This window comes from Pseudanabaenaceae cyanobacterium SKYG29, from assembly GCA_025055675.1.
Lineage (GTDB): Bacteria > Cyanobacteriota > Cyanobacteriia > Pseudanabaenales > Pseudanabaenaceae > M5B4.
Genome location: JANWWT010000001.1, coordinates 355489 through 369517, shown reverse-complemented (window position 1 = coordinate 369517; position 14029 = coordinate 355489). Strand labels below are relative to the sequence as shown.

Annotated in this window: 14 protein-coding genes; 8 read left to right on the top strand and 6 right to left on the bottom strand. The window is 49.1% G+C overall.

The features are described 5' to 3' along the window. Positions 1–23: 23 nt before the first annotated feature. On the top strand, positions 24–722 hold the full coding sequence (locus tag NZM01_01755; GenBank protein MCS6958759.1) for a TIGR01548 family HAD-type hydrolase: 699 nt from the start codon (positions 24–26) through the stop codon (positions 720–722). Here NZM01_01755 and NZM01_01750 read toward each other — a convergent pair. From NZM01_01750 to NZM01_01735, 4 genes are all read right to left on the bottom strand, one after another. Continuing rightward, positions 711–1148 carry a tetratricopeptide repeat protein gene (locus tag NZM01_01750; GenBank protein MCS6958758.1) on the bottom strand — a complete coding sequence of 146 codons (438 nt, stop codon included), beginning with the start codon at positions 1146–1148 and terminating at the stop codon, positions 711–713. The two genes, NZM01_01755 and NZM01_01750, sit on opposite strands and share 12 nt — an antisense overlap. Further along, positions 1145–2164, bottom strand: coding sequence for a UDP-3-O-(3-hydroxymyristoyl)glucosamine N-acyltransferase (gene lpxD / locus NZM01_01745; GenBank protein ID MCS6958757.1), 1020 nt, complete (start codon positions 2162–2164; stop codon positions 1145–1147). The genes NZM01_01750 and lpxD overlap by 4 nt, the downstream gene beginning before the upstream one ends. A gap of 101 nt (positions 2165–2265) precedes the next feature. Continuing rightward, entirely contained in the window at positions 2266–2790 is a 525-nt protein-coding gene (locus NZM01_01740) for a DUF4330 domain-containing protein (GenBank protein MCS6958756.1), read from the bottom strand. Beyond that, complete coding sequence (locus tag NZM01_01735; GenBank protein MCS6958755.1) at positions 2787–5957, bottom strand: SpoIIE family protein phosphatase; 3171 nt, start codon at positions 5955–5957, stop codon at positions 2787–2789. Before NZM01_01735 ends, NZM01_01740 begins: the two co-directional genes overlap by 4 nt. Positions 5958–6046: 89 nt before the next feature. Here NZM01_01735 and rpsN point away from each other — a divergent pair, with 89 nt between their 5' ends. Continuing rightward, complete coding sequence (rpsN, locus tag NZM01_01730; GenBank protein MCS6958754.1) at positions 6047–6352, top strand: 30S ribosomal protein S14; 306 nt, start codon at positions 6047–6049, stop codon at positions 6350–6352. Here the strand turns inward: rpsN and NZM01_01725 are convergent. Beyond that, complete coding sequence (locus NZM01_01725; protein ID MCS6958753.1) at positions 6336–7433, bottom strand: glycosyl transferase; 1098 nt, start codon at positions 7431–7433, stop codon at positions 6336–6338. The two genes, rpsN and NZM01_01725, sit on opposite strands and share 17 nt — an antisense overlap. Positions 7434–7514: 81 nt before the next feature. On the opposite strand from NZM01_01725, the gene NZM01_01720 reads away from it, so the two are divergent. The 4 genes from NZM01_01720 to pheA are packed head-to-tail and all read left to right on the top strand — an operon-like array spanning position 7515 to position 11549. Next, positions 7515–8621: an exonuclease SbcCD subunit D gene (locus NZM01_01720; protein MCS6958752.1), complete on the top strand. Its 1107-nt coding sequence runs from the start codon at positions 7515–7517 to the stop codon at positions 8619–8621. A 44-nt stretch (positions 8622–8665) separates the two neighbouring features. Further along, positions 8666–9445 carry a DUF1350 family protein gene (locus NZM01_01715; GenBank protein MCS6958751.1) on the top strand — a complete coding sequence of 260 codons (780 nt, stop codon included), beginning with the start codon at positions 8666–8668 and terminating at the stop codon, positions 9443–9445. 6 nt (positions 9446–9451) lie between these two features. Next, complete coding sequence (locus tag NZM01_01710; GenBank protein ID MCS6958750.1) at positions 9452–10726, top strand: hypothetical protein; 1275 nt, start codon at positions 9452–9454, stop codon at positions 10724–10726. Further along, positions 10719–11549, top strand: coding sequence for a prephenate dehydratase (pheA, locus tag NZM01_01705; protein ID MCS6958749.1), 831 nt, complete (start codon positions 10719–10721; stop codon positions 11547–11549). Before NZM01_01710 ends, pheA begins: the two co-directional genes overlap by 8 nt. Before the next feature lie 56 nt (positions 11550–11605). Here the strand turns inward: pheA and NZM01_01700 are convergent, their stop codons facing one another. Then, the gene (locus tag NZM01_01700; GenBank protein MCS6958748.1) at positions 11606–11779 is read right to left on the bottom strand and encodes a hypothetical protein; all 174 of its coding nucleotides are present in this window, start codon (positions 11777–11779) and stop codon (positions 11606–11608) included. A 160-nt stretch (positions 11780–11939) separates the two neighbouring features. Here NZM01_01700 and NZM01_01695 point away from each other — a divergent pair, with 160 nt between their 5' ends. Next, the gene (locus NZM01_01695; GenBank protein MCS6958747.1) at positions 11940–13391 is read left to right on the top strand and encodes a UDP-N-acetylmuramoyl-L-alanyl-D-glutamate--2,6-diaminopimelate ligase; all 1452 of its coding nucleotides are present in this window, start codon (positions 11940–11942) and stop codon (positions 13389–13391) included. After that, positions 13388–14023, top strand: a complete 636-nt coding sequence (locus NZM01_01690) for a CbiX/SirB N-terminal domain-containing protein (protein MCS6958746.1) — start codon at positions 13388–13390, stop codon at positions 14021–14023. Before NZM01_01695 ends, NZM01_01690 begins: the two co-directional genes overlap by 4 nt. Positions 14024–14029 lie beyond the last annotated feature (6 nt).

Here is a 14029-nt window from a genome sequence, read left to right as displayed (position 1 = left end):
TAGTTGCAGTTCTTTAATTTACCATGATTTCACAGCAAAGTTGTGCTCTAGTCTTAGATATTGATGGCGTAATTAGGGATGTGAGCCAGTCCTATCGCCGTGCCATTGCTGATACGGTGGAACATTTTAGCGGTAGGCGACCGACGATGGGGGAAATCGATCGCTTGAAGCAGGAAGGGCTGTGGAATAACGACTGGCGGGCTTCCCAGGAACTGATCCGCCGCTTTGCGCCCCAGGTAGAGGTGGAGTACCAGCAGATTGTCAGTTTCTTCCAGGCTCGCTATCGGGGGCAAAATTGGGATGGCTACATTCAACAGGAACCGCTGCTAGTCGATCGGCAGTTTTTTCAAGGGCTAGAGGCACAGGGAATTCCCTGGGGTTTTTTTAGCGGCGCCACGCGGGCTTCAGCATTGTTTGTATTACGGCGCTTGGGACTGGATAATCCCCTCTTAGTAGCAATGGAAGATGCCCCTGGCAAACCTGACCCCACGGGCTTGATCCAGATTGCTGAAAAGCTCGATCGCTCCCACGTCCTCTATGTGGGGGATACGGTGGCGGATATGTTGACGGTCTGCCAAGCCAGAGAGCGGGATCAGAGTCGTACCTACAAGGCAATTGGGGTGATTCCCCCCCATGTCACGGAGGAAGTGGCCTATGGGGAAGTGTTGCGGCAGAGGGGAGCCGATCGGGTGCTCAGGCGGTTAGTGGACTTAACCTTCTAATACCCACTTGCGCACTTTTTCTAAGGCTTCCCAGTTGGGACGGCGGCGGGCTCCTTCGGCAAAGTTCTCTTCAATCTCACTGCGCAGGTCACTGAGTAACATTAGCCAGTTTTGGGCGGCTTCCACCTGTTCCCGTACTCCTTTCTGCCCTGTCTCTAGGAGTGCAATGGCTAAATTGATGCGGGCTTGGGGGTCTTCGGGGCTGAGTTTGACTGCTTGCTTAGCAGCTTTGACTGCTTCCTGGGCTTGGTTATTCAATAGATAGAGCCAAGCGAGACAAGTCCACCCACTGGCAACTTTGGGCTGGCGATCGGTAATTTCTTTGTAGAGGGGGATCAAACTGGCAGCATCTTCCCCCGCTTTGTAGCGCTCTAGTCCCTGCTGGAATAAGTCTTCCGCCACCTTGAGATTAGGCTCGTTAGTCATAGTTTTGCTTGCAGTTGTTTGATTATTTTATAAAGTTCCGGCAGACGACGGAATAGTACGGTGGCACGGAAGAAGTCTTTGCTGGCAAAGGCAGGATAACCCATCAACTCAGACTTGGGGGGTACATCTTCTGCCACACCAGACTGGGCAGCAATTACTGATTGATCGCCAATGTGTACATGGTTGGTCACTCCCACCTGCCCCGCTAACACGACGTTGCGCCCTAGTTTTACGCCCCCTGCTAGCCCCACTTGCCCTGCTAGGAGGGAGTTCTCCCCAATGCTACAGCCATGCCCTATCTGCACCAAGTTGTCAATCTTTGTCCCCCTGCCAATGCGGGTCACTCCCAGGGCAGCCCGATCGATACAGCTATGGCACCCAATCTCTACCCCATCCTCAATTACTACCTGCCCTACCTGGGGCATTTTCCACCAGGTGCCGTCGGGCTGGGGCACAAAGCCAAATCCCTCATCCCCTATGACTACCCCACTGTGCAGAATGCAATCAGACCCAATTACGGTGTTACTGTGAATAGCACACTGGCTGTGAATGACTGTCCGATCCCCTATAGCCACATTGTCATAAATAGTAACGTGGGGATAAATTTGCACGTCGTTGCCGATCGTGACTCCGTCGCCGATCACTGTGTATGCTCCGATCGCTACTCCTGCTCCCACCTGCACTCCCTTGCCTAGAACTGCGGTGGGATGAATACCTGCTGCTAAACGCTGGGGAGGATGAAACAATGCCATCGCCTTGGCAAAAACCAGACGGGGATTGGGGACACACACGTGGGGAATCTGCCGCTCCTGGGCAATTTTTCGGGCTGCCGCTTCCTGGGGGAGAATCAGTGCCCCCGCCTGGGTGATTTGCAATTGGGGGTAAAAACGTTTGTTTTCTAAAAAGGCGAGTTCCGTGGGCTGTGCCTGCTCTAGGGTGTTGACTCCCCTGAGTTCTAGGTCAGGGGTATCGCCAATCTCTATGCCCAAGGTTTGTAAAATCTCATGGAAACGCATGGCAAAACTTAACCTCAACAATTGTTTGACTTTGGTTTGGCGGACGGACTGAGTTCATCGAAGGCAAGCTCTGGTTCGACAAGCTCACCAGGTGGGGATTTTTAGCGATTAAGGATGTGGATGCCCATCACACTACCACGAATGGAATAGCGTGCCCCCTCAATCTCGATCGGTGTGCCAATTTTGACCTTTTCCCCTGCCAAAACTACCTCTTCCCCTGTCACTTGGGCATTCCCCGCCAGCGTAATGGCAAAGTCCCGCACATAGGTATCAGCAAGACGGGGGTCTTCTACTGTCACCACTGTGCCATCGAGTTTGGGGACAGGAATCTTGGGAATCAACACTTCTACTTTTGTGATGTCAACCTTGCCCCGCTCCTGGTTGCGAATGAGAATGCTGGTCTTTTCCCCTGGCTGCAGCAGCCGATCGGGTTCCTTCACGGTCAAGCCCCTGACCATAATCTCAATCTCCACCGGTTTGCTGACTGCCGTAGCCACCTGGGCAACAGAATAGCCGCTTTTACTGGGGACAACTAATAATCCTGCCAGCACTCCCAGGATAAGCAGCACTGCCCCAATGTCCAGAATGCTCACCTTACCAAACAGTCTGCCCTGCTGGTCGATCATTTGGTATTCTCCCCCTTGAGATATTTGAAGAACCAACTACAGCCCCCTAAACAGGTGCGGCGGTCCTGCTCAGAAACATAGCCGTTAGTGCGTAAATATTCCTGTAGCCAAGTACAGCCCCGCGTTAGTAAGTTTTCCAGGTCTAAATTCCACATAATTACCCGCAAATCCGCACTGGCAGAAATCAGGGTCTTGCCATTGGGACTGAAGCACACCCCCCGCACTGGTCCCTGGTGCCCCGTAAACGATCGCAGCAGTGTCCCATCAATACTCCAAAACTGTACGAGGTGGTCGTCCCCCGCAGAAGCTAGGGTTGTACCATCAGGGTGAAAAGCCACTTGATGCACTTCTGCACTGTGCCCGTTGAGGGTTTTGATCAGTTTGCCTTCTAGGGTCCAAAGCTTCACACTCTGATCGGCACTGCCAGAGGCAATCATTTTGCCATCAGGACTAAAGGCTACTGTCAAAATTTCCGCACTGTGGGCTTCAAAGACGCGCTCAACCTTGCCGTTCCAATTCCAAATAACAATGTTGCGGTCTTTGCCCCCTGATGCTAGCTTTGTCCCCTCAGGATTAAAGGTGATGGTATAGACATCTCCCAAGTGCTCCTGCAAGGTGTCTAGACAATCTCCCCGCAAGTCCCACAGCCGAATCGTACCATCTGCCGAACAGGATGCTATCACTTGCCCGTCGGGACGAAATGCCACTTGATGGACTTCCTCGCGATGCCGCGTCATGGTCAGCAACAAACGACCCGATCGGGTTTCCCACAACCGTACACTGTTATCAGCACAACCCGTTAGAATCATGCGCCCATCGGGGCTAAAGCAGACACTGGTCACCCGATCGTTGTGGTGATCCTTGATGCGATAGACGGGTTTGCCGGAAGCAATCCACACCTGTACTTGGCGGTCACGGCTACCGGCAGCAATGATTTTCCCATCAGGACTGACAGCACAACAGTTAATAGCTTCCTCTGGACCCGTAAGGGTCTTTAGGGGTGTGCCCAGAAAATTCCACAGCTTCACTGTTGTATCCCGACTGCCGGAGATGAGGATTTTGCCATTCGGACTAAAGGCTACAGTCTGGACTACGTCCCCGTGCCCGCTTAAAGTTTTGAGCAAATTGCCCCGCAAGTCCCAGAGTTTGACTGTCCGATCGGCACTGCCACTAGCTATAATTTCACCATCTGGACTAAAGGCCACGCCCCACACCTTGTCCTTGTGTCCCTCAAAGGTTTGAATCAACATCCCCTCCGTATTCCACAGCCGCACCGTGCGATCCCGCCCCACCGATGCCAATGCCTGTCCCTTGGGGTCAAAGGCTAAATCCTCGACAAAACTCTCGTGCCCCTTTAGCACCTGCACAATCGCCCCCTCCCGATTCCAAAGCACGATCGTGCGGTCGGCACTGCCGGAGGCAATCACCTTGCCGTTGGGGCTAAAGGCAACACAGCTCACCCACTTACTATGCCCATTACGCAGGGTTTTCAATAGGGTGCCGTCCGTCTTCCACAGTTTGACCGTGTTATCTTCACTGGCGGTAGCCACAATTTCCCCATCGGGGCTAAAGCGCACATCCATTACAGGTCCATCGTGTCCCTTGAGGACAACAAAACCCTCCTGGCGGTATAACCCCCTCTCTGCATCGAGAAACCACAACCTGGCAGTATTGTCGCGGCTAGCGGAAGCTAGAATTCTTTGGTCAGGGCTAAAGTCGGCACTGGTGACCCAGTTGTTGTGCCCTGTTAGAACCTGGCGCAGACTACCGTCGGTATTCCACACCCGAATCGTCCGATCGCTACTAGCGGAAACTATACTGCTACCATCCGCACTAAAGCGCACCTTGTTCACCCAGTAACCATGTCCCTCCAGGCGGTTGGTTTCATGAATGCCGTAGACTACTTGCTCTAGGGTGACGATCGTTTGCATCTTCACCTTATCCTCCAGCTTGGAAGCCAGTTCATCCCCTAGCTGTACCGACAGGCGTTTGAGCTGCACACCCGCAATCACACTGGCAATGAGGGCTTCAATTTGATTGTTAGAAAGGTAGAGAGTTTCTGCCGACTTAGTCAAGGCAATGATGCGCTCTCGCAGTTCTCCCAGCTCTGCCGCGATACGGTGTTGTCGTTCTGCCTCCAGACTACGGGCAAGTTCCTGGGCAAGTTTTTCCAATTGGTCTGCGGCTTCTGCCCGTTTCTGTGCCTCTACTAGGAGCTGGGCTTGCAGTTGCTCCCGCTCATTGACCCTTTGACTAGCCTCTAAAAATTCTCGCTCCGATTGAGTTAGTTCTCGTCCCTCTGCCCATTCCAGAGCTTCCTGCAGCCTGATTCCCCGCAGCAGACAGGATGCATCTTTTTCTTCTGAGCGCAACCATGCCTGAAATGCCTCCTGGTAGGGACAGTCCCGCAGTTGGCTAGGCTTTACCTTTTTGATTAACTTAATCACCACAATAGAAACATCATCGTCGGGGACACTCCGCCCTGAAAATTCATCTAGTTCCTGCTTGAGGCTGTGTAAAATACCTTGGGCTGGTAAATGGGCCGATCGGGCTAAAGCCTGTGCCAGGGCATAATCCCCAAACTCCTCCCCCCTAATGTTAATCTGCTCTGACAGTCCATCACTAAAAAAAACTACTACATCCCCTGGTTCTAACGATCGGGTAGTGACCTTAAATGTGGCTTGGTCATAGCGTCCTAGGGCAGTAGCAGGATTGACAATTTCTTCACAGCGTTGTTTTTTAGCATAGTAGAGTATGGGACCAGGAATGCCAGCATTGCTGACCCGCAGTTCGTAGGTACTCAAGTCCAGCACCCCATAGGCAAGGGCAATTGCATCTCCTGTCGGTGTTTCACATAGCAATTTATTGAGAGTCGTCAGTAATTGCACCGGATTGTGGAGTTTGCCCTGCTGCGCCAAGACATCCAGTTGTCCCTTGAACAAAGCCGCGTGAATTGCTCCTGCTACTGACTTGCCTGAGGAATCGGCGATTGCTACCCCTAAAAGACCTGGTTGCTCTAGGAACTGATAATAGTCCCCCCCTAGGTCCACAGCTGTCCATACATCAGCGGCAATCTCCAAGCCTGGATAGCTAGGAATATGTTGGGGTAAGAGACTCCGCTGGAGCAGTCTGCCACTGGATATATCGACATTATCTGTGTAGACCATAGCAACCTGTAAATATACTCTCCTAGTATAGTTTGATTTATCTTGCCCAGTTAAGCTATGATGGAGTCTCCCTAATTTACGACAAGTGTATGGCGAAAAAAAGTATGCTCGAGCGCGAGAAGAAGCGCCAAAAGCTAGTGGCAAAATACGCTGCCAAGCGGGAAGCCCTCAAGGAACGGATGATGACTGAGGAACTGACGCAAGCAGAACTGCTAAATTTACATCGGCAACTACAACGCCTTCCCCGCAATAGCAGTCCCACCCGTCTACGCAACCGCTGCCGCCTCACGGGTAGACCCCGTGCCTACTACCGCGATTTTGGTCTCTGTCGCAATATGCTCCGTGAGATGGCACACCAGGGCTTACTGCCAGGCGTAGTTAAATCCAGTTGGTAACCCCCCCACAGAAATAGGTCACGATTTTTTGCGCAATTGTCCATTCTCCCCCTCCAGCAGGCGGGTCGGTTAACCGGGGGGGTGTAAAATGACTACATAAAAATTCCCACTTACCGTGATAAAAATCCTCTGGCTCAATAATGTGATGACGCATATAATTCCGCACCCCTGCCAGCAGATATTTACCTTCCGCAAAATCTGAACGAGTCAAACAGACAATTCCCCGCTGCAAACGACAGGCTTCGGCTATGGTGCTGTAACCTGGTTTGGTAATTACAACATCGCAGATGGGCATAATATCTACAGGTCTAATATTACGTCCCGCCAGGACTAGGAGATTAGCTAAATTGGGCGCTGCTTGGTCAAAGGTGATAAATTGTAAGTCAGGATAATTCATCACATTGTCATAGGGAATTGCCTGTAATCCTAGACCGCCAAAGCTAATTAATACTGCCAAACGATCGGGTGATAACTGCAATTTTTCATAGATTTCTGCGGGACTGAATTTAGGTGTTCCCCCTGTTAAACCTACATCTATTCTATTGCGAAAGACGGGCATTGCTTCACAAAAAGGTTGGCGCAGGAGTAAATCCACTTGGCGATATAAATCCTGTATCCACTCTACTATTTCCTGGAAATCTGGTAATTCTGCCACCCAGTCTTGATAAATTAAATCCCAGCCAAAATTAGAACTGAGCCAGCAGGGGATACCTACCGATCGGGCAATAGCTATAGCCAGAGGCGGTATATCGGCAAATACTAAATTGATGCCTTGGGATTGAATATAGGCTGCCTCCTGGGCGACTAATTCCTGTTGTTGTGTCAACAACTCTTTTAACTTCGCTAAAGTTGCTGTTTTATCCATTTGTAAGCCATCCCTTTGGACTACCCCCACATCTAACCTGACTGGTCGATAGTGGTAGGGTTGCGTGACATAGGAATCAATCAACCATTGGGGGCTAGTGGTGACGATTGTGACGGGTAAGTCGGGTAAAAAATGTTGCACAGCGGCTACTATTGAACAAGTGCGGGTAGTGTGACCAAACCCATGTCCAGAGATGGCTACATATAGACCAGTCATAATTTCTCCTAGCTAAACATTGACAAATAATCATAGCTGGTAGATGCTACAATCTCCAAAGTGAGGGAATAAAGATTGGTCATGCGTTTAGTCCATCTTGCCGACTTACATTTGGGGTTTCGTAGCTATAGTCGAACGACAAGTAAAGGCATCAATCAAAGGGAAGCAGACGTGTTCCGCGCCTTCAAACAAGCTCTGACCAAAATTATAGAATTAGCCCCCGATTTAGTGTTAGTTGCGGGGGATGTATTTCACACCAATCGTCCTCCTAATTTAACTTTGGTGCAAACCCACAGGCTGTGGCAGAATTTTGCCCACACAACAGGTATAGAAACTATTATTATTGCGGGTAATCATGACTCCGTCAAAACAAAAGATAATGCCTGCATTTTAGAACTATTCGCTTTAATTCCTGGCATCACAGTTGTATGGCAACAGCCCGAAGTGATCATTAATGCCACTGGGGATATTCGGGTTGCCTGTTTACCCCACAATGCCCTGGCAGAGGTGGATAAATTGGACTTACGACCCGATCGGGATTTTCGGTTTAATGTTTTGCTGTTGCACGGCACGATCGATAAACATTGGGAAAATGACTATGGTGGCGCTGCGGTTCCCAGGGAGTTACTAGAAAAAGATTGGGACTATGTTGCCTGTGGGCATTTCCACAGTTTTCACCACATCGATCGGTTTATCTACTACGCCGGAGCAATTGAGCGCACAAGCAATGACATTTGGCAAGAGGCAGGGGAAGAGAAGGGGTTTATTGAGTTTGATTTAGAGCACAAAAAAGTTTTTTTTCACCCCTTGGAGACGAGGAAAACAATTGATCTGCCCATCATTGATGCCCAGGGTAAAACGATCGAGGAGATTGATAATTTAATAGCTGATCATGTTCGCCAGACAGATATTACTGATGCCCTGGTGCGGCAACGGGTGATTAATTTACCCCGTTCTAACCAAAATCAATTAAACTACCGACAAATTCGGCAATTTCAACAACAAGCTCTACATTACTTATTTGTCACTACACCGCCGCCACTATCCAAGGGAGAGGAATCCAGCTCTCTACCCCAGGGGGGACTGTACCAGGAAGCACGGCAGTTTTTAACAACCCGTCCCCTCAGTCCTGATATTCCCCGTGCTGATTTTGTCCGTAAAGGGTTAGAATACTTGCAAAAAGTTTAGTTTCGTTAAGCTAACATAACAATATAGTTTAGTGGCTAGCGCTAATGAACTGGGCAGCGATCGGTAACAATTGGGTGTTAGTGCCACGGCGGGTGAAGGGAGTGGTGCATTTTTTAGGGGGTGCATTTCTAGCAGCAGCTCCCCCTATTAGTTACAATCGCCTGTTGGTAAAATTGGCACAGTCAGGTTATCTAGTAGTAGCTACACCGTTTTTGAATAATTCCTTTGATCACTACCAAATTGCCCGCGATGTCTATACAGAATTTGCGGCTGCCCAAGCCCAATTAGGCTTTGATGCCCTGCCTATTTTTGGTATCGGCCACAGTATGGGCTGTAAAATTCACCTTATCATTAATTGCCAATTCCAGCCCGATCGCTCAGGTAACATCTTCATTGCCTACAACAATTACAGTGCTAAACAATCGATTCCTTTCTTTCGGGAGCTAGGACAGAGTTTGCCGGAACTAGCAGAAGCAGAATTTAGCCCTTCCCCCGCTGCCTTGAATAGCTTAGTTGCCGAGCGTTACGCTGTGAAACACAACTTGTTAGTGAAGTTCTGGGATGATGATATTGATGAAATTCCCGTTTTAGCAGACATTTTGCGCTACAAATTTGCTGACACAGTCAAAGTAGAGACTCTGCCAGGGAATCATTTAACTTCTATGGGGGTAGAGGTCAATTGGAAAGTAGGGAAAAACTTCAGTCCCCTTGATGCCATTGCCCAATGGCTGAAACAGGAAACCTATCGCCATAGTGAAATGTTAGAGAAAGTGTTACTGAATTGGCTGTCCCGCATTAGACTATTAGCAAGGACTGTCACCTAGGTATCTATGGATTTTTCCTGGGGCAAAAAGCTGAGTCGTCGGTTACAACAATGGTACCAAAGTAGACCAGCCAAGGCGATTGAGGATGCCTACAGAGCGGCGTTGCAAATTCAACAGTTGGAAATGGAATACTTTCGGGGAGAACCGATTCGTGATGATGGCACCTATGGCAGTGGCACTTATACAGTTATTCAAGCACAATTACAAAAGTATCTCAATGTAATTCGGATAAAATTGTGGGAGTACAAGCTAGTTAACTTGGCTCCCGGTAACTGGCAACAGAATGTTTTACTGGGGGAAAAGGCAGACAGTGCTCCAACAATCTTGGCGAAGTTAGAACTAATTGATAAATATTTGGAGCGCTACGGTAACCAAACTACTAGAACAGAAGTGTCTGCAGTAGTAGGGGAAAACTCTACAGCAGTTAAACCTTCACCAATTAAGCGACAAATTTTTAATCAAGGTCGTGAGAGGGCGACTAGTATTGTGCCTGATTCCCTAGTGTTTACCTTCAAACAAATTGCCGGTCTTCTATCGGGGAGTGCCTCTCAGTTTGAACAGGAAGTTGTGGACGAGATAGAACAAACCCGTCGCCGTACCTTTATTGCCATTCGTTTTTTTGTCAGTCTAATTGCCCTAGCCATTGTAGTCCAATGGGGCAGTAAAACTCTGATTTACTCTCCCCTCGTCGATCGGTGGTATCAACCCCAAACCGTAGCAATCAAATTCCAAGACCACTTCAAAACCGAAGCCCTAGAAGAATTCCGATCGGTGCAAGAAGAAATTGAATTAGAATCTTTGGTAGCAGCATTGCAGGGAAAACCAATCGATCGGGACACGCAGGAAGAGAAATTAAAAAAAGCAGCAGAAAAGTTAGTTATTGATTATAACTACAGGAGCATAGAGGGCATCAAAAATCTGTTGGCGGATTTGACCAGTGCGGCGGTGGTGTATGGGATCATTATATTTGGCAGGCGGGAAGTGAGAATTGTCAAGGAATTTATTTATGAAACCCTAGCGGGGTTGAGTGATAGTGCCAAAGCCTTTTTAATTATTGTGAGTACCGATACATTTGTGGGGTATCACTCTAGCGATGGGTGGGATGCCCTGATTAAAGTTTTGTTTCACCATTTTGGCTTGCCGGAAAACGTGATATTGACAGATATTTTTATTGCTACCGTTCCTGTATTCTTGGATGCTCTGTTTAAGTTTTGGATTTTCCAATACCTACGGCGGGCTTCTCCTCCCACTTCTGCTATTTATCGAGAAATGAATGACTAAGTTAGCTTTTTTAGGACCAGCGGGTACCTGGTCAGAAACTGTTGCTCTTATCTATCAGGAACTACACCCTGAATCAGATTGGCAATTGTGTCCCCACACAACAATTCCCCAGGTCTTAAAAAGTGTAGCAATTGGGGAATGCTCCCTAGCAATTGTGCCTGTCGAAAATTCCGTGGAAGGCAGTGTTACTACTACTTTAGATGGCATGTGGCAGTGGGAAGAACTACAAATCCACCAAGCAATTATTCTGCCTATCCGCCATGCCCTTATTAGTTGTGCAACTACAATACAAAACGTGCAGGTAGTTTACTCCCACCGCCAAGCGCTCTCCCAGTGTGAACAGTGGCTGGAACAGCATTTAGCCCACGCCCACCGCATTGCTACCCACTCCACCACAGATATGTTGCCCCAGGTGCAGCAGGACGCCAAGGTTGCTGTAATTGCCTCCCCTCGCGCTGCTAGTCTCCATAATTTGCCTGTGCTAGCTTGCCCTATCAATGACTACGGGGATAATTGCACCTGTTTTTGGGTCTTGGCAAGGGAGCCTAGCCCTCATCCTGGCAAGAAAACTTCTTTGGCGTTTAGTGTCCTCGATCGTCCTGGTAGTTTGGTGGCGGCTCTGGAATTGTTTGCCCTCCAGGGGATAAATCTCAGTCGCATTGAGTCCCGTCCGTCTAAACGGGGGTTGGGGGAGTACATCTTTTTTGTAGATGTAGAGGCCAGTCTGCAGGATAGGGGAATGCAAATCACGCTTAAGGCTCTGCAAAAGATCACAGAAACTCTCAAAGTGTTTGGTAGCTACGACATCATACAAGTGCAGTAAACAAAAAAAGAGATGCCTGCAGTTAGACATCTCTCCTCCATGCTGTAGAAGTTCTTTTACTCGAAGAACAAAGCATCGATGACCAGGGCAACTACAGTGGCAAAGATAGTAACAGCAATCCCAACCAAGAGAGGCTGTCCGCGACTGACACTAATAGCAGCTACTGTACCCGCCCCAATAGCAGCAGTAACAGCGGCAACAACTGGGTCTTTGGTAGTGTTTCTGTACATAAAGTTTTACTAAAATCAAGTTTTGTATAATTGCTGTGCCTACTTTAGTCCAAAAGGGGGAGTTTGCCCGCTTTTCTCAATATTTCGTTAGATAGAGGCGTATTTTTTTAACACTTGTTCATAAATCAGCTATGATGATGCAATTAACTTAGCCAAGATTATGTTGCTGTCCCAATTACTACAAACGATCGGGCTGGCGTGCCGCCAAGAAGCAGAGGTCACTGGTTTGGCTACGGATTCCCGTCGCTGTCAGCGGGGTGATTTATTTATCGGTATGCCTGGGGCAAAGGTGGACGGGGGGGAGTTTGCGCTGCAGGCAATAGAGCAGGGAGCAGTAGCCGCTGTAGTGGGAGAGAAGATAGGGATTGAGCACGATCGGGTTTACAAAGTTGCGGATGTGGCAGTTGCCTGCGGTCAGTTAGCCAACTGTTTTTATGATTATCCCAGTCGCCAATTGCGGCTAGTGGGGGTAACGGGTACAAATGGCAAAACGACAACCACTCATATCATTGAATTTCTGGCTCAGTCGCAGTTTCACACAGCTTTGTTAGGGACTCTTTACAATCGTTGGCAAGGGCAGCAGGAAACGGCTAATCTCACCACGGCTTTTGCTGTTGATCTACAAAAAAACCTAAGACGGGCATTAGATAGCGGCGTAAATTTGGCAATCATGGAAGTGAGTTCCCATGCTCTCGATCAGAGGCGGGTGTGGGGCTGTCGGTTTCACAGGGCGGTGTTTACCAATTTAAGCCAAGACCACCTGGACTATCACGGCACCCTGGAGAATTATTTTGCGGCTAAATCCCTGCTCTTTCACAGTAATTATCTGGACGGTACAGCAGTTATAAACAAAGATGACCCCTATGGTCAAAAATTACTGACCATGACCAAGGACACACTGACCTACAGTTTACAAGACCCTGGGGCTGATTGCTACACCACAGATTTAACTTTTAGTCCTACGGGTGTGGTGGCAACCTTGCATTCCCCCTGGGGAGTAGTACAGTTCCGATCGAGTTTGCTGGGCAAATTCAATGTGATGAATGCCATCGCTGCTGTAGCTGTGGCTTTGAGTTTGGGGATTAGCAAGGAAGAGATTGCGGAGAGGTTACCTGCTTTTCAAACGGTGCCAGGACGACTGGAAAAAGTACAAATTGGGCCAGGGCAGGATATAACCGTTGTTGTGGATTATGCCCATACCCCCGATGGTTTGGAGAAGGTGTTGACAGCTATGCGTCCTTTTACCCAGGGGAAGTTAATTGCTGTGTTTGGTTGTGGTGGCGACCGCGATCGGACGAAACGACCATTGATGGGGGAAATTGCCGCCAGACTTGCCGATCGGGTGTTTGTCACCTCCGATAACCCCCGTACAGAAGACCCCCAGCGCATTCTCCAAGATATTCGAGCAGGCATTACCGCTGACTACCATGTGCAATACCAAATCGATCGGCGGCAAGCTATCATGGAAGCGATTCTCACTGCCCAAGCGGGGGATACGGTAGTGATAGCTGGGAAAGGTCATGAGGATTACCAAATTATTGGTACGACCAAGTATCCCTTTGATGACCGTGTGGAAGCCCGAAAAGCTCTAGCCCAGCGCTTGGGAATATGATTGCCTATTTTGTCATTACCCATGGCAGTAGTTCCCCCCGCTCGGTGGTGTGGCGACAGGAAGTGGAACGATGTCTGCAGTCTCTGTGTCCCCAGGTAATAGTTGGTGGTGGTTGTTTAGAAGGGCAGCCCGAAACTCTACAAGAACAAATGCTGCAGTTTGCGGCGGGCGTATCTTCCCAGACTAAAATTATTGCCATTCCTCTGTTTTTGTTACGGGGTGTGCATACTCAAATTGACATCCCCGCCCAGATACCCAATGATCCCCAATCCATGCAGCTTGCGAGGCGCTGGCTACTGACACCATTATTGGGGGAACATCCAGGCATGGTAGACCTATTGGCTCGGCAATTCCCACCCCAGGGAAAGAGGGTTCTACTCTGTCACGGCAGCAAGTATCCTGGTGCTACCACGATCGTCAGTCACCTAGCCCACAAACTCCATGCCCAACTGCTGACCCTGGCTGACCCTCTACCCCCTGGTGCCTGGGTTTTGCCCTATTTCCTGGAGGGAAGCTATGCCCTAAATAAAATCCCCAGGGACGGTATAACTCTTTTGCCTAGTCCCTTCACCCCCCCAGTGGTGGCTAAGCTAGCGCAGGAACTAGCGGCATCGATCGTACAATATTCTTAGTAAATC

Bases quoted from the DNA above. Each gene is read 5' to 3' on its own strand.
- NZM01_01755 (MCS6958759.1), top strand. From the start codon at position 24: ATGATTTCACAGCAAAGTTGTGCTCTAGTCTTAGATATTGATGGCGTA.
- NZM01_01750 (MCS6958758.1), bottom strand. From the start codon at position 1,148: ATGACTAACGAGCCTAATCTCAAGGTGGCGGAAGACTTATTCCAGCAG.
- lpxD (MCS6958757.1), bottom strand. From the start codon at position 2,164: ATGCGTTTCCATGAGATTTTACAAACCTTGGGCATAGAGATTGGCGAT.
- NZM01_01740 (MCS6958756.1), bottom strand. From the start codon at position 2,790: ATGATCGACCAGCAGGGCAGACTGTTTGGTAAGGTGAGCATTCTGGAC.
- NZM01_01735 (MCS6958755.1), bottom strand. From the start codon at position 5,957: ATGGTCTACACAGATAATGTCGATATATCCAGTGGCAGACTGCTCCAG.
- rpsN (MCS6958754.1), top strand. From the start codon at position 6,047: ATGGCGAAAAAAAGTATGCTCGAGCGCGAGAAGAAGCGCCAAAAGCTA.
- NZM01_01725 (MCS6958753.1), bottom strand. From the start codon at position 7,433: ATGACTGGTCTATATGTAGCCATCTCTGGACATGGGTTTGGTCACACT.
- NZM01_01720 (MCS6958752.1), top strand. From the start codon at position 7,515: ATGCGTTTAGTCCATCTTGCCGACTTACATTTGGGGTTTCGTAGCTAT.
- NZM01_01715 (MCS6958751.1), top strand. From the start codon at position 8,666: ATGAACTGGGCAGCGATCGGTAACAATTGGGTGTTAGTGCCACGGCGG.
- NZM01_01710 (MCS6958750.1), top strand. From the start codon at position 9,452: ATGGATTTTTCCTGGGGCAAAAAGCTGAGTCGTCGGTTACAACAATGG.
- pheA (MCS6958749.1), top strand. From the start codon at position 10,719: ATGACTAAGTTAGCTTTTTTAGGACCAGCGGGTACCTGGTCAGAAACT.
- NZM01_01700 (MCS6958748.1), bottom strand. From the start codon at position 11,779: ATGTACAGAAACACTACCAAAGACCCAGTTGTTGCCGCTGTTACTGCT.
- NZM01_01695 (MCS6958747.1), top strand. From the start codon at position 11,940: ATGTTGCTGTCCCAATTACTACAAACGATCGGGCTGGCGTGCCGCCAA.
- NZM01_01690 (MCS6958746.1), top strand. From the start codon at position 13,388: ATGATTGCCTATTTTGTCATTACCCATGGCAGTAGTTCCCCCCGCTCG.